Raw genomic sequence first — 19,516 nt, 5'->3', positions numbered from 1 at the left:
TACCTTACCTCTACATTACTCAAAAATTACTTTATGCCGATCCTCCGCAGCCCAGTGAAATCAAGGCTCTCAGCCAGATCGACCGTTTGACTTACCAAAATTACCTTTTTCCGATGCCTTTCCCGAAAAAACGGCATCTCCTATAAGGCGGTACAGGCGATGGCCGCTGGGCTCACTCACGCAGATGATGAAGGGACACTTTCTCACAGGTCGTTTTGCCCGCGACGGAAACGCTTGTAGGAAGTGCTTGGGATCTGAGCGACAGGCGCGTGTTCCGACGATGTGAGAAGAGCGCCGCTTGTCCCGTCAGGGGAGAAAAAGAAAATGGGGCGGTAAAAAATGGTACGTGCGTTTCTTGATGATGCTGGAGACCGCGAGTTTAGAGGCTTGTAGAATTAGCCGTGCCAATCCATCATCGGATCGCACAGAAATCCGAAACAGTGCCGATGGACTGAAGTCAAACGGCACCGAACTTATACTTACCCCTCAGACGGTAATCGGACCTGGCGATACTCAAGCGGAAGATTCAATTGGTGGGTTAAATATCTGAGATATCGCTCATCTTCGGCACTCAGGCTCGTCCGTCCGACTGCTACCAGACGGACTGTTTTCTCTGAGGGTTCATCCCAGTAATATGCGTATTCGAGCAGTTGCCCTATTGCCAAGCGAAGGACTCTACGGGTACAAAAATCTGACTTGACCTCGAAAAGAATTTTTTCCGTTTCAGTTGTTACGGTTACATCGATGAAATTTTCTTCAAAGACGATGCTTGAATCTGGGTACTCAATCTTCAACTCCTCATGTAGAGCTGCCTGCATCATTCCGTGCTCCGGGGAGCACTGTCGCCCCGAACCTCCGCTGGTAAAATAGCTATCTTGAATGGGGGGGGAAATTTGACCTACCCTGGCTGGACGGCGTGTTCGCACAATTTCTGGCAGGAATTCTTCATCATCTAGCTCAACTAGCTGGTAGCGGTTGAATTTCTGCACTGGGTCTCCAGCTTCAGCAAAAGTATTGGGTGGAAACCACTCAACATCTTCAGGGCGGAACCGGACATTCAACACGTAAGGTGCCCATTCACCATTTCCCAAGCCACTTCTATCGCCATTTACAGCATCTATCTCTTTCAACATGCGGTCGTACCAGCCCATCCGCTTGTAATGATCCAGGGCCGCGACGCCTTGAGCATCATCTAGGAATTCGATATGGCGAATACGGGCTATATAACGGCGACCATGAGGTGTGAGGGTATAGAGCACTACATCACCGGCACGCTCTCCTCTGGCTAGCCGTGACTCCCAGCCTTTGTTGACGCCCTGAAGAAAGCCATATTGCCAACCGCCAATTTGCCATTCGAATCGAAAAAGCCACTCTTCATGACCATAACCATGTTGTGAGTAAAACGTGTCAGGTGCTTCGGCCGCGCTCTTGGTGGGGTATTGCCAATTAGATGCGTTACCGCAGATCCGGGTGATATAGCTCATTACTGTCCTTGTCGTTGAGTTGAGGCTAATTGCCATCACTTCAGCATGGCAAAAACGATGATTCAATCCAAGTGATTTCGAGGATGGGGGAGTCATGGCAAAAAATAGAGGGGGTATGGTTGATCCATGCGAAAACCGTTCCGCAACCCCAAAGCTACGCCTTGAAATGCGTGGTCTGGAGCTTGAATAAAATCAGTAGCTTGCGGAACGCATTTGATGCTAAGCTATTGATCTACTTAGCTTTGTGGTGTGGATTGCAAATCCACCTACGCCGGTTCGATTCCGACCTCGGCCTCCACTATAAACAAGCTCCGTAGATCCATGATTTACGGAGCTTTTTTATTTGCAATCCGCGGCAAGATTTAGTCTTGAATTTCGTGTTTGCGAACTTGCTTCACCGGGGAGTGATGTATATATTTCCCCCTCTGCTGTACGAGCAGAGATCAGCTACACCGCGCTACCGCCCGAATGGCGAAACTGGTAGACGCATGGGACTTAAAATCCCCCGCTCGTAAGGGCGTGCCGGTTCGATTCCGGCTTCGGGCACCATGAATATCAAAGGCCTGCATGAGATTTCTCATGCAGGCCTTTATCGTTTGCGCTCCGCAATTTGAAGTCTGCTCCGCGCTGTGCCAGTTCGTGATGACTTTCGCTCTGAGCCGTTCCCCGATGTAATCATCCTTCATCGCCATGGCGATATGTCCAAGTGGTAGCTTGCGCTGCTTCTTGCTTCCTGCTTCCTGCTTCCTGCAAAGTTCCGCATCCGAAGTCGCCTCGCAAAAACGAGAGATGACGCCGCTAGGAATATTCCTACAAGTGCACGGAAAACTCCTACATCAGCATCCTCCCCGTGTCTCGATAATTGCCCCAGACGAAACGCCTTGACCCGACGTCGGGCAGGCTCCGTCGATCCGTCTGAAGGCCGAGAGAAGGCTTGCAGACACTTCTCAATTATTTGGATGTGATCATGAAAAAGTTTGCCCTCAAAGGTTTGACTCTCGCTCTGGTTCTCGGTGCAGCCTCGCAGGCGGCAATGGCGGCTGATGGTGAAATCAACACCACGGCACCTGGCTGCAACGTGGCTGGCAAAAAAGCTGTGGTCAAGTTCCTGTCCCTAAGCGGTAACGCTGGCGCGAGCGGGCAATGGCTCGGTCTGGTTCCGGAGGCTGGCGTTGCTACCAACGTTGCCGTGCAGATCAAGGATGCCTCCGGCAAGGACCTGCAACTGGGTCTGGAGTCTTCTCCTTATCTGGATTTGACTCAGCCACTGCGCTTCACCGCCAACTACATCGCTACCGGCGTCGCGACCTCGGGTCCGGCCAATGCCAAAGCTGCGTTTACCGTCGACTACCAGTAGGTTCCGTCGATGCACAGCCAGTGGCGCTGCGCTCTGGCTGTCCTTCCCCTCGCTACGGCCGCGACGGTCGTAGCGACAAGAGGATGACCAAAATGCAAAATTTTGTTTTCCCTTTCAAGACGACTGCGATAGCGAGCCTTTTGTTAAGCAGCATGCTGCTCAGTGGCATCAGCCAGGCCGGTGTGATGCTCGGTGGCACGCGAATCGTCTTTGATGGCAACAAGCGTGATGCCTCCATCAGCGTCAGTAACACGACATCTCAACCTTACGCGGTGCAAACCTGGATCAACACCGAAGCGGACGACAACACCACGCCGACACCGTTTGTAGCGACGCCGCCACTGTTTCGTCTGGACCCTCGCAAAGAGCAAATGGTCAGGGTTCAGAAGGTCCCGGGCGACCTGCCGAAGGATCGCGAATCGGTGTTCTATTTCAATGCCCAGGAAATTCCGGTCGCCGGCAACGCTGACGAAAACACCCTGAAAATTGCTATGCGTACTCGGATCAAGTTGTTCTATCGACCAGCCGACCTCAAGGGTAATCCGCTGGACGCCCTTGACCGTCTGCGCTGGAGCCTCACGCAAGAGCAGGGAAAGCCTGTGCTGGTGGTTGAAAACCCTTCGGCGTTCCATGTCTCGTTTTTCGGTGTGAAAGTCGTTGCGGGTACACATTTCGTCGAAGTCAACGAACCGAAAATGGTCGCCCCTATGAGTAGTCAGCGCTATCCGCTGCCGGGTTTCAGTGGTCGCAGCGGGGAGGTGATGTTCTCTGCGATCAACGATTACGGCGGTTACAGCCCACCTCAGACAGTGACCCTGACCAGCGCCCCATAACGCTCTCGTCCTTTTCCTTGCGAATGTCTCTGCACGCTGCCTCGGCCGAGTGGCGGCAGCGTATTGAGTATTGTCATGCGAACCCATGCCCCGAATCTTGACTGCCTGTCTGTGCCTTTTACTCCGCTGCGGTTGTCCGTCGCCATCCTGGCGGCGTTGGTGCCAGGGTGGGTGCACGCTAACGAGCCGGCGAAATTTGACTCCAGCTTCATGCAGTCATTTGGCGGCACCCATGCTGGTCCGAACCTTGATCTGGACGCCGTCGCCAACAGCGGTAGCATTGGGCCGGGCACCTATCCGGTGGTCGTTCGCTTGAATCAGAGCTTTTTCGACCGACGTGACATCACCTTCGTCAAGGATGAGCAGAGCGCTCAAGTGCGTGTCTGACGGCCGGCTTCTTGACCGAGCTTGGGGTCAAACTGGACGCGTTCCAAACGCCTGGAAAAGCACTGAGCGATTGCATCGATCTGGCTGCGCTGATTGAGGGCGCGTCAGTGAGTTTCGATGCCAACCGCTTGGCGTTGGACATCAGCGTGCCGCAGATCGCCTTGCGCCGCGATGCCGCTGGTTATGTTGCTCCTCAGGAATGGGATCGCGGGATCACTGCCGGTATGCTCAACTATCAGCTCTCGGCTGCGCAGACGCAAAGTGACGCTCGTGGCAACAGCAACCAATACAACCTCTACGGCAACGGTGGTTTTAACCTGGGGGAATGGCGCTTTCGTTCCAGCTCTTCGTTCCGTCAGGATCAGGACGGCGAGCGTGATTGGCAGCGCGGCAACACCTACGCGCAACGTGATCTGACCTGGATCAAGGGCACCTTGACGCAGGGGGAGAGTTTTACGCCCGGTGATGTGTTCGACAGCATCCCGTTTGCACAGGCCTCACTGGCTTACGGCTTGCCGTTCGATCTGACCTTATATGGTGGCCTGTTGGGCGCCGATTTCTATCGCGCCGGGGTAGCGCCGCTTAAGGCGCGATATATCCAGACCGCAGAGGGGGCTACGCCCACACCGGGCAGCGCAAACGGCTATGCAAGTTTTTCGGTTACTTACCGTTAAGCCAAAGGCTATTGGTTGGCCGTGCGGCCAAAACAAAAAAAACGCTCTTCTATATAACCACCGTAAAAAACGGGCTGATATTTATCAGTCCGTTTTTTTATGCCGCTCTAAACGAATGCCTGCCCGGCAAATCCGCGAGGCAATCGCTGGAGTCCTGCTATCGCTGTCAGACGCTCAATCCATTCCGCACGCCAGTTTGCTGCGCCGTGGGAGGCTTTTGCTTGGCGTGCAGTGCGTCGAGCCGCATTGCGGTGGTCTTTTCTGGCCTGTTTGTAGGCATCGGTGTTACGGCAACTACGGCACTTCACTCGATTGAGTTCTCGACTCGCAGTGAGATGTTTTCCTTTATGACCGCAGGCCAGATGCCCGTCGACGTTGAAGTGGATAACCATGAGCCGTCTCCTTCGTGACATGTACAGTTTATGACAGCCCACAGCCGGTGCCGTTCGGTGACTGCAGCAGACAAAAAAACACCCGCATGCGGGCGGGTGAGAGAGGTATGTACTAAAGGAGTGATTTCACTTTAAGCGTACTGATGTGATGGCGATGTGAAAAGTAAGCGCGAGCGCCGCAGGCCCGTAAATACCGGGCAGGCGACAATCCTGTGAGGCATGTGCCACCGCTGATAAGGCCCGAAACAATGACTGCTGGCGCTATTTGAATCGAGGCAGTGGCCGATCGATTGGCTTGAGCGCCGACAGCGTGTTGCGAATCAGCGGCGCGTCCTTTTCGATATCGTTCAGGCGATCACGGATGCGCAGCGCGGTCGGGTGTCCGCCTTGGTGATCGACCCAGTCGGCGATCTCTTTGCAAGCCGCTGCGAGGCGTGCTTGCCGGGCGTCGAGCAGGGTGAGGAGGGTGGTGATGGACTCTTTTTCGGACATGAAACACCTCCGTTCTATGAAACCGCTGAGCGGCAGCAAAAAGCCCACGAGTTGCGAGCTTTCTGCCATTGGGGCGCTGCTCCTTCAGCAGGTTTCAGTATAGACCCGCATTTGATCAGCATCAGGCCGAAGACTGTCGGGCCGGTATGGGCGAACTGACTGCATTGAGCCGCTTGCATTCGCGCCGTGCGTCCTCCTCGGCGTCGTAGCCATCACCGATGAAGCCGCCTGTGCGCGTATCGCAGATGCGAAACCAGCCCAAGGCTTCGGCTCGATCATGCTGGCTGTCTTCGGCGCGTCGACCGTGAATGATGATCTTGTTGCAGCGCTTCACGACGAAAATGTCTTCCATGGCGTCACCGCAGCTGATTCGTGTCACATCAACTATAGAAGGCCTTGGCCATCGTGCAAAAAATAGACAGTTCAGCTCGTCGGTTGCCAGCGCCAACCTGTGGGCCCCCAGGTCAGCCAATGAGTGGGGTTTAACGCTCGAAGAAACGCTTGGTCGTGGGAAATCGCGACAATTGAGCCGGGAAAGGTCTTTAAGGCTTGTTCGAAGGCTTCTACGCAGGGCAGATCGAGATGGTTGGTTGGCTCATCGAGCAGCAGCAATTGCGCGGGCGTCTGGCGCCACAGTGCCAATGCAAGGGCCGCTTTCAGGCGCTCACCGCCACTGAGTGAGGCGCAGGGCCGAGTGACACACTGCGCGTTCAATTGCAGGTGCGCCAGGTAGCTGCGCAAGGTGCCCTCGTCCAAGGGTGTTCGCTGCGCTTTGAGCTGCTCAACAATGCTCATGCGATTATCCAGCTGCGTCAGGTGTTGATCGAGGAAGGCGCTAGGCACGTGGGTGGTGCAGTCACCTAACTCAGGTGTTAACTCACCGGCGAGCATTTTCAGCAGGGTGGATTTGCCACACCCGTTTGGACCGCTGACGGCAACGCGCATCGGCCCGTGGAGGCTCAGGTTCAGCCAGGTTGAAGGCGCATCGACCGGCAGCCACGGCAAGCAGGCCTCGACGAGTGTGCAGATCTGGCGAGTACTCGGAACAGCGCTCCCCGGCAAATGGATCAGAATACCGTCGTCGGGCGCAACGTTCGTGTAGGCGTCACGCACTCTGGTATCCAGTTCGGATTTCCGTAACAGATGACCGGCCCGTACACGCCCCATGATTTCCCTCGCAGCCGCCTTCGCCGCACTTCGCTCGAAGCTCGCCATGTTGGCAGTTTGCGCATGGCGACGGCTGCAAGCGGCATGACGCTGGATCGTGTCGTGCTCATGCCGCAGCCGAGAACGCTCGCGCTGGCGTTCGTTTCGAGCTTGATCAAGCTGTGCTTGCGCGGCTGCTTGATGCACTCGACGCTGTTCGGAATACGCTGAATAGTTGCCGCTGAAGGTTGTCACACCGAGCGGTGTGACTTCGACGATTCGCCGCATCTGCTCGAGTAATTGCCGGTCATGGCTGACGACAATCAAGCCACCGCGCCAGCGTTCGAGTTCACGCATCAGCCATTGCCGGCCCGCGTGGTCGAGATGATTGGTCGGTTCGTCCAGCACCAACAATTGCGCCTGACTCAACAGCGCGCCGATCAGCGCGATCCGGGCTTGCTGGCCACCGCTGAGATTGTCAGTCAGATCGTACGTGCCGATGTTGGGCAGCCCGGCCTCATCAAGTCGCTGACGCAAGCGCTCCGGCAGATCCCACCCTTCGCCGATGAGGTCAAAATCCTCGGCACTGGCGCTGCCCTGCTCGAGTCGCACCAGTGCTGCGAGTGCTCGCGCTGTGCCCGTAGCATCGGCAATAGTCTGACCGGGCCTGGAGGTGAAGGTTTGAGGGACGTAGCGCACCGAAACTGAACGCGTCACGTTGCCGGCGGTAGGCTCTAGCTGCCCGGTAATCAGCCGCGCGAGCACGCTTTTGCCGACACCGTTGCGCCCGACGACGGCGGTCGGCAGATGATCGAATTGCAAATTCAGTGCGTTAAAAATCATCTCGCCATTGGCGAACTGAAAATTCAGTTGATTCAGGGAGACGAGTGCAGACGTACGCGAGACGTGAGCCATCGGCACCTCCAAAAAATGTCGTGAAAACTGACAAACACCGAGAACGGCGTGCCGCGCTTACATTTTTAGAAGGCCAGGTTGTTCACGTCTGCGGTCGTCCTGAGAAATGGAAAGGTCGATAGCCTAGATGACGCTGCCCAGTCGATCAAGTTGCGTGCGTCATATCGCCCATTCGTTCGAGAAACATCGCCAACGCTACTTCCTCGGTTCGCAAGCCCTTGCGCACGCGTGGGCGCGGCAGTTCAGCGAGAGCACCGAGCATGAATTTTTCCACCACCGCGGGATGGATGTAACACTTGCGGCACACCGCCGGGGTGTTGCCCAACTGTTTGGCGACGCCTTTCACCATCTCCACGACATGCCGTTTCGCTTCGGTTTCTGACTCCCATTGCAGCTCGCGTAACACCGCCAATGCCAAGGCACTGCCTGCCCAGGTGCGGTAGTCCTTGGCGGTGAACTCGGCGCCGGTCAGGGTTTGCAGGTACGCGTTGACGTCGGAGGAACTCACGGTGTGCCGTTCGCCCTGCTCATCCAGATACTGAAACAGGTTTTGCCCGGGAATCTCCAGGCAGCGCTTGATGACGCGTGCCAGGCGTCTGTCCTTGACGGTGATCTGGTGTTCGATGCCGCTCTTGCCGCGAAACTGGAACAGGATCGCGTTGCCGTTGACCTCGACATGGCGACTGCGCAGGGTGGTCAAACCGTAGGAGCGATTGTCCCGGGCGTACTGCGTGTTGCCGACCCGGATCAACGTTGCGTCGAGCAACGTGATCACGGTGGCCATGACCTTGTCGCGGCTGAAGCCGGGAGCGGCCAACAGCGCTTCCAGTTGTTTGCGCAGTTTTGGCAGTGCCAGGCCGAACTCACGCAGCCGCGAGTATTTGTCGGCATCGCGCACTTCACGCCAGCGCGGGTGATAGCGGTATTGCTTGCGACCCCGGGCATCACGACCGGTAGCTTGCAAATGGCCGCGCGGGTCAGGGCAGATCCACACATCGGTATAGGCTGGCGGCACGGCGAGGGCGTTGAGGCGCTTGATCTCATCGGGATCGGTGATGCGCTGGCCCGAGGGCTCGAAATAGCTGAACCTGGCGCGCAGTTTTTTGCGGGTGATGCCGGGCTGTGTGTCGTCGACGTAATGCAGGTCGCAGGGCAGAGCGTCGGTCAACTCGGTATCGGGCATGGCAGCTTCCTTGGATGGCGCAGCGGTCGGTAAAACGATTGACCGCGCACTGAAGCCGTCGTGCCAATGATTTACGCGAGTACGGCGACCGCTTTGATCTGCGCCCAGAGCTGCTGGCCCGGATGCACGCCCAATTGATCCCGGGAAAATCGCGTAATGCGCGCCACTAACGCAGTGCCCCCAGCGTCGAGACGGATGAGCACATGGGCGGTGTTGTCTGCGGCCAGCTCGCTGACCACCGTCACCGGCAGCCGATTGAGAATGCTGCTGAACTCGCTGTTTTGCAGGGCCAGGCTGATGTCGCGCGCGTGCACCTTGCAGCGCAGGGCTTGGCCGATGGCCATTGGTGCGTGCGCTACGCGAATGCTCATATCGGTCGCCGGCAGTTGCAGGCTGAGCAACTGATATTGCGCATCGTAGGCGCTGACCAGCCCTTCAATGATCACGCCTGCGTCATCGCCCATCGCCATCGGCAAGTCCAGGCGAGCGAGCGTTTCCCCGATCGGGCCGCTGGCCAATGCCTTGCCGTCGCTGAGCAATACCAAGTGATCGGCCAGGCGCGCAACCTCGTCCTGCGCATGACTGACGTACAGCACCGGAATATCCAGTTCGTCGTGCAGGCGTTGCAGGTAGGGCAGGATTTCGCTTTTGCGTTGGCTGTCGAGCGCGGCGAGTGGTTCGTCCATCAGCAGCAGTTTCGGACTGGTCAGCAGCGCACGGGCGATACCGACGCGCTGGCGTTCGCCGCCCGATAAATGCTGCGGATGACGCCCAAGCAAGTGGCCGATACCCAGCAGTTCGGTGGCTTGTGCCATGTCGACCCGGCGTGCGGATTTGGCGATGCGCTTGAGACCAAATTGCAGATTGGCCTGCACCGACAGGTGTGGAAACAGGCTGGCCTCTTGAAACACATAACCCAGTGCGCGTTTGTGCGGCGCCACGAAAATGCCGTTGTCGCTGTCGTGCCAGACTTCGTCGTTGATGCGGATGAAGCCTTGCTCTGCACGTTCCAGCCCGGCGATGCAGCGCAGGCAGGTGGTTTTGCCCGAGCCGGAATGACCGTACAGCGCGGTGACGCCGCGCCCCGGCAAATGCAGGTCGACGTCCAGATTGAAGCCGGGATAAGCGACTTTCAGGCGTGCATCAATCATCGATCAGCTTCAGCCAGCGCGGGTTTTGCGGCTGGAATAGAGCGCCAGCAACACCAGAAACGAGAACACCAGCATCGCGCCGGCCAGCCAGTGGGCCTGGGCGTATTCCATCGCTTCGACGTGGTCGTAGATTTGCACCGAGACCACGCGAGTCTTGTCGGGGATGTTGCCGCCAATCATCAGCACGACGCCGAACTCACCGACGGTATGTGCGAAGCCGAGGATCGCCGCGGTGATAAAGCCGGGGCGGGCCAGCGGCACAATCACGCTGAAAAAAGTGTCCCACGGATTAGCACGCAAGGTCGCGGCTACTTCCAGCGGGCGAGTGCCAATGGCGCAGAACGCGTTTTGCAACGGTTGCACCACGAACGGCATGGAGTAGATCACCGAACCGATCACCAGCCCCGTGAAACTGAACGTCAGCGTGCCGAGCCCTAGCCATTGGGTGAACTGGCCGACAACACCGTGCGGCCCCATCAGCAATAGCAGATAGAAGCCGATCACGGTCGGCGGCAGCACAAGGGGCAGGGCGACGATTGCTCCGATCGGGCCGCGCAGCCACGAACGGGTGCGCGACAACCACAGGGCAATCGGAGTGCCGACAACCAGCAGGATCGCGGTGGTCAGGGACGCCAGTTTCAGGGTCAGCCAGATCGCCGCGAAGTCGGCACTCGAGAGCGACATTTAGAGCTGATAACCGTACGATCTGATGATCGCGGCGGCTTTCGGGCCTTTGAGGTAGTCAACCAGGGCTTGGGCGGCAGCGTTGTTTTTGCCTTTGTTCAAGATCACTGCGTCCTGTTTGATCGGGTCGTGCATGGTGGCCGGAACAATCCACGCTGAACCGCTGCTGACTTTGCCGTCCTTGTAGATCTGTGACAGCGCAACGAAGCCCAGTTCGGCATTACCCGTGGAGACGAACTGGTAAGCCTGAGTAATGTTCTGGCCTTCAACGATCTTGGCCTGGGTGGCTTCGCCCAGTTTCAACGTTGCCAACACTTGTGTAGCGGCGAGGCCATAGGGTGCCGTTTTGGGGTTGGCGATGGACAGATGCTGGTATTCGTTGTTCTTCAGCACATCGCCTTTGGCGTCGACATATCCTTCTTTGGCCGACCACAGCGCGAGTGTGCCGATGGCATAAGTGAAGCGCGATCCCTTGACGATTTCGCCTTCGTTCTCAAGTTTTTCCGGTGTGGTGTCGTCCGCCGAGAGGAACACTTCGAAGGGAGCGCCGTTCTTGATCTGAGTGTAGAGCTGGCCTGTAGCGCCGTAGGCGGCGACCAGTTTGTGCCCGGTGTCTCTTTCGAAGTCGGCGGCAATGGCCTTGATCGGCGCGGTGAAGTTGGCGGCGACGGCAACCTGGACTTCATCAGCCTGGACTGCGCCGATGGCGAAAACCGCGAGCAAAGAGGCCAGGCAGGCAGGGACTAAACGTGAGGCACGAGTGATCATGTAACAGCTCCGTTGTAGGCGTGTGCAGAGGGTAGCTATTGCGCCGTTGCAATGAGTAGAAACGCTATATAGCGAAATATATAGCGAATTGCCGCCAAACGGAAAGTGCAGGTGAAAAACAGGGTGAGCACTTGCGTTCATCACCCTGATCTTCTTCACCGATGAGCCAGTTTGGTCAACGCCCCTTCGGCGAGTTGCCGAGTCAGTTCGGCACTGCTGACGTCCTGCCCCAGAGTAAAAGCCTGGCCAGCCCAGAGGTTGGCGAACTGCGCCTCATCTTTGGCCCGCAGTGGCATCAGTGCACCACCGGCCAACGGAAAGGCTGGCGCTGTGGGCGACATCGGCCCCAGTTCACGCATGACGCGGTTGAGAATGCCGCGGGCCGGGCGCCCGGTAAAAATGTTGGTGACGGCGGTTTCGCTTTCTTTGGCGGTGCGCAGAGCCCTGTGATGCGCGGCGCTGACGTTAGCTTCCGGGGTAAACAGGTACGCGGTGCCCACCTGAACCGCAGATGCGCCCAGCATAAACGCCGCCGCCACGCCACGAGCGTCGGCGATCCCACCGGCGGCAATCACCGGCACCTTCACCGCGTCGACCACCTGCGGCACCAGGGCGAAGGTGCCGACCTGGGTGTTCAGATCTTCGCTGAGAAACATCCCGCGATGTCCACCGGCCTCGTAGCCCATGGCGATGATCGCGTCACAACCGTTCTGCTCCAGCCAGAGGGCTTCATCGACGGTGGTGGCCGAAGACAGGATTTTCGCCCCGGTGGCTTTCACCCGATCCAGCAAGGATTTTTCCGGCAGGCCAAAGTGGAAGCTCACCACCTCAGGCCGGAACTCCTCCAGCACTTCGCACGCTGCCGCATCGAACGGCGCCCGGTTGGACACCGGTGTTGGCGCATCGAAGTCGACGCCCAGTTCGCGGTAGTACGGCTCCAGCCGGTGCTTCCAGTCGCGCGCGCGTTGCTCATCGACGGCGGGTGGCTGATGACAGAAGAAATTCACGTTGAAAGGTTTGTCGGTGTGCTGGCGAATCGTTTTCAGCGCTTCACGCAATTGCTCAATGCTCAGCATTGCCGCTGGCATCGAGCCAAGGCCACCGGCGTTGCACACGGCGATCACCATGGATGAATTCGTGGCGCCGGCCATCGGGCCTTGGATGATCGGCCATGCAGTGCCGAGCAAATTGATAATGCGGGTATCTGGCCATTGGCTCATGGGCACGGCTCTCCGAACGATGAAACGGGGCAAGGCCGGTTTTTTTAACAGCAAAACCGGACTCAGGGCCACTCTGAAATTCAGAACATCGCGCAGCGCAGTCGCTCAGCGCGGGTGGTGACCGATGCGCGAATTGGCAGAAAGTCGTGTGTGGCAACGCTCCGAGATGTGGTATTTGAAGGCTACGACAACCCTAAATCCATCCATGAGAGGCCATCATGTTCAACGGTATTCTGATCGACAAAGACGACAGCGGTTATCGCGCCAACCTGCAGCAGATCAACGAAGAGCACTTGCCCGAAGGCGATGTGACCGTAAACGTTGCGTACAGCACGCTCAATTTCAAGGACGGGCTGGCGATCACCGGCAACGGCCCGGTGGTGCGCAAGTTCCCGATGGTGCCGGGTATCGATCTGGCAGGCACGGTCGAGTTCAGTTCGCACCCGGACTATAAAGTGGGCGATCAGGTACTGCTCAATGGCTGGGGTGTGGGCGAAGGCCATTGGGGCGGACTGGCGCAGAAAGCGCGACTCAAGGGGGACTGGCTGATTCCGTTGCCCAAAGCCTTTAGCGCCGCGCAAGCCATGGCCATTGGCACGGCAGGTTACACGGCAATGTTGTGCATTATGGCGCTGGAGCGTAACGGCGTGACGCCGCAGCAGGGCGAGGTGCTGGTCACTGGCGCCAATGGTGGCGTTGGCAGTTTTGCTATCGCGTTGCTGAGCAAGCTCGGTTATCAGGTGGTGGCGTCCACGGGGCGGGTGTCTGAGCACGAATATCTGAAACAGTTAGGCGCAAGCGAAATCATCGACCGTGCAACCCTGTCCGAGCCGGGCAAACCACTGGCCAAGGAGCGTTGGGCGGGAGTGATCGACTCGGTCGGCAGCCACACATTGGCGAATGCCTGCGCCAGCACGCGCTCTGAAGGCACGGTCGCTGCGTGCGGTTTGGCCCAGGGCATGGACTTTCCGGCCTCGGTGGCACCGTTCATTTTGCGCGGTGTGACCCTGGCCGGCATCAACAGTGTGACCCAGCCCAAAGCGCGTCGACTGGAAGCATGGGATCGCCTGGCCAAGGATCTGGACTTTGCCTTGCTGCCCTTGATCAGCCATGAAATCGCCTTGAGCGAAGCCATCGATGCGGCGCCGAAACTGCTGGCCGGACAACTTCGCGGGCGGGTTGTGGTTGACGTCAACCGATGACAAAGTAAGCGCCATCGCGGCTCTGTGGGGCCGCATTTCTAATAAAGGGAGTGGCAATTTCGATGGATCTAAAAAAGCAATACGTCGATCAGTTTCTGGTCTCTGGCTTGCGTGTGCGCACCGAAAACGCCGCAGAGACTAGTGCCGAGACCGCGAAAATTGGCCCGATGTGGGGGCAGTTTCAGGGCGGGAATTTGGCGACAGTCATTCCGGGCAAGCCAACCACCTCTCCGGTTTATGGGGTGTATTCGGGTTACGAGTCTGATGCTTCGGGCAAGTTTGATGTCACTGCCGGCGTCGCCGTGGAGCAGCCGGCGAGAGATTTTGAAACCGTCCGGATAGAGGGGGGGGAGTATCTGGTTTTCGAGGGGCAGGGTTCGTTACCTGATGCGGTCATTGCTGCATGGGGGCGGGTCTGGGCTTATTTCGAAGCCAATCCGCAGATCCAGCGTCGATTCGCCACCGATTTCGAGGCCTATACCAGCCCCGAATCAGTATCGATTTACATCGGACTCCGCTAAGGCTGCGTTTCGCGTTCAAGCAATTGTCGTTTGCGTTCGACACCCCAGCGATAGCCTGAAAGATTGCCATCGCTGCGCACCACGCGGTGGCAGGGGATCGCCACTGCCAAGCGGTTGGCGCCGCATGCTTGAGCCACGGCACGCATCGAGGTTGGCGCGCCGATGCGCTGGGCAATGTCGGCGTAACTGGCAGTGCTGCCAAGCGGGATTTCCCGTAGCGCCTGCCACACCCGTTCCTGAAACGCCGTGCCCCGCACATCCAGCGGCAGATCCAGGCCTATAGCCGGAGCCTCGATAAAGCCTACGACTTTGGCGATCAGTTGTTCAAATCCGCAATCCGCGCCAATCAGGTTCGCCTTGCGGAACTGATCCTGTAAATCACACACCAGTTGGTGAGGATCGTCGCCCAACAGAATCGCGCAGACGCCGCGCTCGCTTTGCGCCACCAGAATCGCGCCGAGCGAGCATTGGCCCACGGCGAAGCGAATGTCGTTGTTCTGCCCGGCGGCGCGGTAGTCGCCGGGTTTCATGCCTAATACCTGATCGGCTGACTCATAGAAGCGACTGTTGGAGTTGAAACCTGCGTCGTACAGCGCATCGGTCACCGAGTCGCCGTCCGCCAAGCGTTGGCGCACTTTGCGCGAGCGGTGAGCAGTCGCGTAACCCTTGGGTGTCAGACCCGTTGCCGCTTTGAAGACGCGATGAAAATGAAACGGGCTCAACCCAGCCGTTTCAGCAAGCACGTTGAGCGATGGCAGCGTTTCGGCGGTTTCAATCTGGCGACAGGCCAATGCCACAGTCGTCGCATGCTGCGCGGCCACGTCGCTTTGATCCTTGCTGGCGCGTTTACTCGGCCGATATCCCGCCGCCTCGGCTTGTTCGGCCGTGGCGAAAAACTCGACATTCTGGGGTTTCGGCAACCGTGCAAGGCTGCTGGGACGGCAGTAGATGCCGGTGGTTTTCACCGCATAGACAAACTCTCCGTCCGCCCGTGGGTCCCGCGCTACGACTGCGGCCCAGCGTGGATCGTTTTCGACGTTGATCGTGCTCGAAAGCGTTTTCATGGTGGTTAATCCATTGACCTGTTTGATTCAGGTTACCCGGCGACGCTGGACGTAACACTCCGGGCCTTGCGGTCAAATTTTGCAGCTTATCCAGCAACACGAAAAGTCAGATTGACCCGTTGTTCACCCAGCCGTGAATGCCGACCCTCTTTGATCGGCAATACACCGTGAAAGCGCAATCGATCAACGCCACCCCAGATCACCATATCACCGTGCAGCAGAGGGATTCGCCGGCTCCTGTCGTTACGGTTGAAACCGCCGAACAGAAACATGGCCGGCAACCCTAGCGACAAAGAAACGATCGGCGCAGCGTAGGCTCTTTCGTCTTTGTCTTGATGCAATGACATCTTGGCGCCGGGGACATATTGGTTGATCAGGCAGGAGTCCGGGTAAAAGTCGGCAAATCCCGCACGCTCGGCGGCGCAGTGCGCAAGGTCGGACAATATCAAGGGCATGTCCGGCCAGGGCTGGCCGCTGAGTGGGTCGACGCTTGAATAGCGATAGCCGCTGCGATCGGTGATCCAGCCCAGGTGCCCGCAACTGCTGGTGCCCACCGACATGCTGAAACCGCCCGGTGTGACCATGTGGCGCAATGGCGCTGCCGCCAGAATCGCGGCCAATACCGGTAACAGTTGATCGACTATGGGCAGGGCAAACCCACGCAGCAACCACGATTGCTCGCCGATCTGCTCGGCGCGGGGTTGCTGCTCAGGTTCGTGATCGGCGAATAGATCAAAATGGCTCGGTTGCATGCGGGTCACAAAGTGTCGTGGACGCTAGCGGTCGAATTCTGGCGAAAGGTTACAGCGCTTTGCTGACGGCGATATCGCTGACTACGTCAGCCTGGTCGTGAATTGCACTCAGCGCTGCCTTGGCTTCTTCTTCTGTACCGTTTTCCAGTTGAGCGAACTCGAAGCGCCGCTCACCGTTGAGTTTGTACTTGATGACGTATTTGGTCGTTTGGGCCACGGTCATGTTTACCTGCCTGAAAGGGTGGGGCAGCTCAGCTGAGTTTGGTGCTGGAGCGGCGGATGATCTTGATCGAGTGAGTCAGCGTCGGCTTGCGGGTAACGCTGATTGGGCGACGGTTGACGGTGTCGATGGTGATGTTCCAGAAACCGGTGCTCGGCGCCGTAATGCGGGCCGGGAAGGTGTCGAAAGCGCCGCCGTGATAGGTGTGGCGACCACCATTTTTAAAGCTGCGAAAGTTGGCGTCGTTCATCAGACGGATGTTGCAGGTTTGCGAGCATTGGATGACGACGATGTCGTCTTCGTTGAGGTGCTCGCGCTGGTGAATAAATTTCATGGGCGCCTCCGGAAGGGCTTTTTCTACAAAATCAAAACGATAGCTTGTTAATGGGCGCAGTTTATCAGCCCGCACGGGTTATTATCTGGCCGTCGGACGTTGGATTGACAATTTTGAACACATATTCGCGATTGGATGCGGGTTAAATGCAAGAGACCTCGGAGAAAAACGGCATTTGTGCTGTCGGACGGTCTTTAACGGAGGTTTTGTATGAAGTGGGGTGTGGTGTGTCTGCCGTTGGTTTTGGCTGTAGGTGGTTGCGCAAGTGTTTCCGAAATCAATGAAACACTGCCGACCATGAGCGTGATCTCCGGCAAGAAGCCCCATGAGTACGCTCAATGCCTGGCCGAAAAACTGGCCGATAGCCGTGGCGCGCTGCAAGTGCAGGCGCACAAGGATGGGGTTCGAGTCATCGTTCCCGGGAAATTGTCCACGGGCGCGGCGGCCGTGTTTGACATCGAAGATCGCTCCGGCGGCAGCAGCATCAAGCTGCACGAGCGCATGTCCAATGTACCCGTGCGCCCACGTGATGTGCGTAACGCTGCCAACGCGTGTATTTCCGGCTGATAGACTACGGGTCATCAGCATCAATGCCGTCACAGTCATGCTGTGACGGCATTTTCATTTCTGGAGTTGCGATGAAGCGAGAGCAAGTACGAGAGCGCCACGCAGAGGGCCTGATCTCTGCCACCCATGTAATTCAGAACCCGGCGAATTCGGGCGAGTGGATCGTGTTTTTCAAGAAAAGCGCTGGGCGCAGTTATTTCCTGGTGGACGATAACGACGAAGTCGAGTCTTTCAATCGGCTCGACGATCTGATCGAAGTTGTACGCGGACTCGGGATCAAGTTCGCCGAAATCCACATGTAAGGTCTATTTGCAGACCACTACCACGCTGCGGTTTTTGTAGTTGCCGACATCGATACCCAATGTCTTGTCGCTTTCCTTCGAAGCTGGCGTGCCGTCCGTGCCGACGATGCGATACCCGGTGCCCGCACAGGAGGCATCGGCCTTTTCATAGCAAGTGGCCCAGGAATTGGCTTCGCCGGAGCACTCGATGGTCAGGCCCTGTTCGCCGTTGTTCAGGTAAGTGGTTTGGGAGGTGGCACAACCGGTCAGGGCCAGTACCGCAATCAGTGGCAAAAAACTGTTCAGGTTCATATTTGTCGTCTTTAACGAGGGGGACTAGACGCTCTGACAGCGCTGGTATGAAAAGGTTATAGCGATAGGCCACTTGTTTGCAGGCGAGCACAAAAAAGCCCTGCGCAAGGGCAGGGCTCCGGGGGAGGGCGCAGCAGATCAGTCCTGATCTTTGCCACGGCGCTTCGCCGATGCGGGAGTGTCCGTGAACACCGACGCGACATCAGTCGCCAGTTGTTCACTGTCGAAAGGCCCAGCGATGTGTTCGCCATTGGTGGTGGTCAGATTCCACTTGCCGTCTTTCTTGTCGATCACGTACCCGTTGATGATTTTTACCGCGGCCATCTATCTGTCTCGTTCGCTGGTTCAAAGGCGCCATGATACCGGCAAATGCTCGCATTGGGGGCGATGAGCGTATGGTGATTCGGCTTGTCGGCATCTTTGAGCTACGCTGATCTGGCTACGCAAGATGCCGATGGAACTATCGGCGAGAATATTTCTCTATGATGGCATCGGTTAGCCAGTGCGGGGCATTGTAAGGTGCACGCCGCCTGATTAGACTGCGCCGAAACTCGTACACACAGCCCTTTCAAGGACTTATATGATCAAGAAATGCTTGTTCCCAGCAGCCGGTTACGGTACTCGCTTCCTGCCAGCGACTAAAGCCATGCCTAAAGAAATGCTGCCGGTGGTAAACAAGCCACTGATCCAGTACGGCGTTGAAGAAGCTCTGGACGCTGGCCTGACGGAAATTTCGATCGTTACCGGTCGTGGCAAGCGCGCTCTGGAAGACCACTTCGACATCAGTTACGAGCTGGAAAACCAGATCAAAGGCACCGACAAGGAAAAATACCTGGTCGGCATCCGCAAATTGCTGGACGAGTGCTCGTTCTCCTACACTCGTCAGACCGAAATGAAAGGTCTGGGCCACGCGATCCTCACCGGTCGCCCGCTGATTGGCGACGAACCGTTTGCCGTGGTGCTGGCGGACGACCTGTGTGTCAACCTTGAAGGCGACGGCGTACTGACCCAGATGGTCAAGCTGTACAAGCAGTTCCGCTGCTCGATCGTGGCCATCCAGGAAGTCGATCCGCAAGAAACCAACAAGTACGGCGTGATCTCCGGCGAGATGATTCGCGACGACATCTACCGCGTTCACAGCATGGTCGAGAAGCCAAAGCCGGAAGACGCTCCGTCGAACCTGGCGATCATCGGTCGTTACATCCTGACTCCGGACATCTTCGACCTGATCGAGCAAACCGAGCCAGGCAAGGGTGGCGAAATTCAGATCACCGATGCTTTGATGAAACAAGCCCAGAACGGCTGCGTAATGGCCTACAAGTTCAAAGGCAAGCGTTTCGACTGCGGTGGCGCTGAGGGCTACATCGACGCGACGAACTTCTGCTTTGAAAACTTCTACAAGACTGGCAAGGCTTACTGATAGCGTTTGATCGGTCTGTACGAAAAGCCACCTTCGCAGACTGTGTGAAAACCTAGCAATCTGCGCAGCGCTCAATGAAAATGCTCCGTATCGAAAGATACGGAGCATTTTTCGTTATGGCTTACATCCAAGGAGAGTCTCGCAGCCAGACCAGCCT

24 protein-coding genes, 1 tRNA gene and 1 pseudogene are annotated in these 19,516 nt (G+C 57.4%); 10 read left to right on the top strand and 16 right to left on the bottom strand.

Annotation, left to right across the window (positions count from 1 at the left end; genetic code table 11):
• Positions 1-479: 479 nt before the first annotated feature.
• Positions 480-1,484, bottom strand: coding sequence for a hypothetical protein (locus AACY50_RS25660; protein ID WP_339539393.1), 1,005 nt, complete (start codon positions 1,482-1,484; stop codon positions 480-482).
• A 462-nt stretch (positions 1,485-1,946) separates the two neighbouring features.
• Here AACY50_RS25660 and AACY50_RS25655 point away from each other — a divergent pair.
• From AACY50_RS25655 to AACY50_RS25635, 5 genes and pseudogenes are all read left to right on the top strand, one after another.
• Positions 1,947-2,033, top strand: a tRNA-Leu gene (locus AACY50_RS25655).
• Between the two features lie 418 nt (positions 2,034-2,451).
• On the top strand, positions 2,452-2,841 hold the full coding sequence (locus tag AACY50_RS25650; RefSeq protein WP_339433160.1) for a fimbrial protein: 390 nt from the start codon (positions 2,452-2,454) through the stop codon (positions 2,839-2,841).
• Between the two features lie 92 nt (positions 2,842-2,933).
• Positions 2,934-3,674, top strand: a complete 741-nt coding sequence (locus tag AACY50_RS25645; RefSeq protein WP_339465916.1) for a fimbrial biogenesis chaperone — start codon at positions 2,934-2,936, stop codon at positions 3,672-3,674.
• Positions 3,675-3,749: 75 nt separating this feature from the next.
• Positions 3,750-4,246 (top strand): annotated as a pseudogene (locus AACY50_RS28870) (FimD/PapC N-terminal domain-containing protein); the annotation flags it as partial.
• Between the two features lie 39 nt (positions 4,247-4,285).
• On the top strand, positions 4,286-4,735 hold the full coding sequence (locus tag AACY50_RS25635) for a fimbria/pilus outer membrane usher protein (RefSeq protein ID WP_445261502.1): 450 nt from the start codon (positions 4,286-4,288) through the stop codon (positions 4,733-4,735).
• Between the two features lie 107 nt (positions 4,736-4,842).
• Here AACY50_RS25635 and AACY50_RS25630 read toward each other — a convergent pair whose 3' ends face one another.
• The 9 genes from AACY50_RS25630 to AACY50_RS25590 all read right to left on the bottom strand — a co-directional run bounded on the left by AACY50_RS25630 (position 4,843) and on the right by AACY50_RS25590 (position 12,686).
• Positions 4,843-5,127 carry a hypothetical protein gene (locus AACY50_RS25630; RefSeq protein WP_221729736.1) on the bottom strand — a complete coding sequence of 95 codons (285 nt, stop codon included), beginning with the start codon at positions 5,125-5,127 and terminating at the stop codon, positions 4,843-4,845.
• Between the two features lie 261 nt (positions 5,128-5,388).
• Complete coding sequence (locus AACY50_RS25625) at positions 5,389-5,619, bottom strand: hypothetical protein (protein WP_221729737.1); 231 nt, start codon at positions 5,617-5,619, stop codon at positions 5,389-5,391.
• 121 nt (positions 5,620-5,740) lie between these two features.
• On the bottom strand, positions 5,741-5,971 hold the full coding sequence (locus tag AACY50_RS25620) for a hypothetical protein (RefSeq protein ID WP_339507901.1): 231 nt from the start codon (positions 5,969-5,971) through the stop codon (positions 5,741-5,743).
• Positions 5,972-6,042: 71 nt separating this feature from the next.
• Positions 6,043-7,680: an ABC-F family ATP-binding cassette domain-containing protein gene (locus AACY50_RS25615; protein WP_339539389.1), complete on the bottom strand. Its 1,638-nt coding sequence runs from the start codon at positions 7,678-7,680 to the stop codon at positions 6,043-6,045.
• A 145-nt stretch (positions 7,681-7,825) separates the two neighbouring features.
• Complete coding sequence (locus tag AACY50_RS25610) at positions 7,826-8,863, bottom strand: DNA topoisomerase IB (protein WP_339433165.1); 1,038 nt, start codon at positions 8,861-8,863, stop codon at positions 7,826-7,828.
• A gap of 71 nt (positions 8,864-8,934) precedes the next feature.
• A complete protein-coding gene (gene modC / locus AACY50_RS25605; protein WP_339507899.1) occupies positions 8,935-10,014 on the bottom strand; it encodes a molybdenum ABC transporter ATP-binding protein in 1,080 nt (359 codons plus the stop codon).
• 9 nt (positions 10,015-10,023) lie between these two features.
• Positions 10,024-10,698, bottom strand: a complete 675-nt coding sequence (modB, locus tag AACY50_RS25600; protein ID WP_339539386.1) for a molybdate ABC transporter permease subunit — start codon at positions 10,696-10,698, stop codon at positions 10,024-10,026.
• Positions 10,699-11,466 carry a molybdate ABC transporter substrate-binding protein gene (gene modA, locus AACY50_RS25595; RefSeq protein WP_339539384.1) on the bottom strand — a complete coding sequence of 256 codons (768 nt, stop codon included), beginning with the start codon at positions 11,464-11,466 and terminating at the stop codon, positions 10,699-10,701. It abuts the gene before it with no gap.
• Between the two features lie 155 nt (positions 11,467-11,621).
• The gene (locus tag AACY50_RS25590; protein ID WP_339465907.1) at positions 11,622-12,686 is read right to left on the bottom strand and encodes an NAD(P)H-dependent flavin oxidoreductase; all 1,065 of its coding nucleotides are present in this window, start codon (positions 12,684-12,686) and stop codon (positions 11,622-11,624) included.
• Positions 12,687-12,904: 218 nt separating this feature from the next.
• On the opposite strand from AACY50_RS25590, the gene acuI reads away from it, so the two are divergent.
• Complete coding sequence (acuI, locus tag AACY50_RS25585) at positions 12,905-13,888, top strand: acrylyl-CoA reductase (NADPH) (protein WP_339433170.1); 984 nt, start codon at positions 12,905-12,907, stop codon at positions 13,886-13,888.
• A gap of 62 nt (positions 13,889-13,950) precedes the next feature.
• Positions 13,951-14,409, top strand: a complete 459-nt coding sequence (locus AACY50_RS25580; RefSeq protein ID WP_339539381.1) for a GyrI-like domain-containing protein — start codon at positions 13,951-13,953, stop codon at positions 14,407-14,409.
• Here AACY50_RS25580 and ada read toward each other — a convergent pair.
• From ada to AACY50_RS25560, 4 genes are all read right to left on the bottom strand, one after another.
• Positions 14,406-15,473, bottom strand: a complete 1,068-nt coding sequence (ada, locus tag AACY50_RS25575; RefSeq protein ID WP_339465902.1) for a bifunctional DNA-binding transcriptional regulator/O6-methylguanine-DNA methyltransferase Ada — start codon at positions 15,471-15,473, stop codon at positions 14,406-14,408. The genes AACY50_RS25580 and ada overlap by 4 nt on opposite strands.
• An 86-nt stretch (positions 15,474-15,559) precedes the next feature.
• A complete protein-coding gene (gene alkB, locus AACY50_RS25570; RefSeq protein ID WP_339465960.1) occupies positions 15,560-16,225 on the bottom strand; it encodes a DNA oxidative demethylase AlkB in 666 nt (221 codons plus the stop codon).
• 49 nt (positions 16,226-16,274) lie between these two features.
• Positions 16,275-16,448 (bottom strand): hypothetical protein, encoded by a 174-nt coding sequence (locus AACY50_RS25565; protein WP_339433172.1) that lies wholly within the window; start codon positions 16,446-16,448, stop codon positions 16,275-16,277.
• A 28-nt stretch (positions 16,449-16,476) separates the two neighbouring features.
• A complete protein-coding gene (locus AACY50_RS25560) occupies positions 16,477-16,779 on the bottom strand; it encodes a DUF1883 domain-containing protein (protein WP_007946189.1) in 303 nt (100 codons plus the stop codon).
• A 210-nt stretch (positions 16,780-16,989) separates the two neighbouring features.
• On the opposite strand from AACY50_RS25560, the gene AACY50_RS25555 reads away from it, so the two are divergent.
• Together AACY50_RS25555 and AACY50_RS25550 are read left to right on the top strand one after the other, a co-directional pair.
• Positions 16,990-17,346 (top strand): hypothetical protein, encoded by a 357-nt coding sequence (locus tag AACY50_RS25555; RefSeq protein WP_221729749.1) that lies wholly within the window; start codon positions 16,990-16,992, stop codon positions 17,344-17,346.
• 71 nt (positions 17,347-17,417) lie between these two features.
• Positions 17,418-17,648, top strand: coding sequence for a hypothetical protein (locus tag AACY50_RS25550; RefSeq protein ID WP_150602362.1), 231 nt, complete (start codon positions 17,418-17,420; stop codon positions 17,646-17,648).
• A 3-nt stretch (positions 17,649-17,651) separates the two neighbouring features.
• On the opposite strand, the gene AACY50_RS25545 is transcribed toward AACY50_RS25550, so the two are convergent.
• A complete protein-coding gene (locus AACY50_RS25545; RefSeq protein ID WP_339433173.1) occupies positions 17,652-17,939 on the bottom strand; it encodes a hypothetical protein in 288 nt (95 codons plus the stop codon).
• A 138-nt stretch (positions 17,940-18,077) separates the two neighbouring features.
• Positions 18,078-18,263 carry a hypothetical protein gene (locus AACY50_RS25540; protein WP_339433174.1) on the bottom strand — a complete coding sequence of 62 codons (186 nt, stop codon included), beginning with the start codon at positions 18,261-18,263 and terminating at the stop codon, positions 18,078-18,080.
• 256 nt (positions 18,264-18,519) lie between these two features.
• Here AACY50_RS25540 and galU point away from each other — a divergent pair, with 256 nt between their 5' ends.
• Positions 18,520-19,359, top strand: coding sequence for a UTP--glucose-1-phosphate uridylyltransferase GalU (galU, locus tag AACY50_RS25535; protein WP_105345983.1), 840 nt, complete (start codon positions 18,520-18,522; stop codon positions 19,357-19,359).
• The last annotated feature ends 157 nt before the right edge of the window (positions 19,360-19,516 follow it).

It is taken from the genome of Pseudomonas sp. RA_15y_Pfl2_54 (genome assembly GCF_963971015.1).
GTDB lineage: Bacteria > Pseudomonadota > Gammaproteobacteria > Pseudomonadales > Pseudomonadaceae > Aquipseudomonas > Aquipseudomonas baetica_A.
This window is presented reverse-complemented; position numbering and strand designations above follow the sequence as displayed.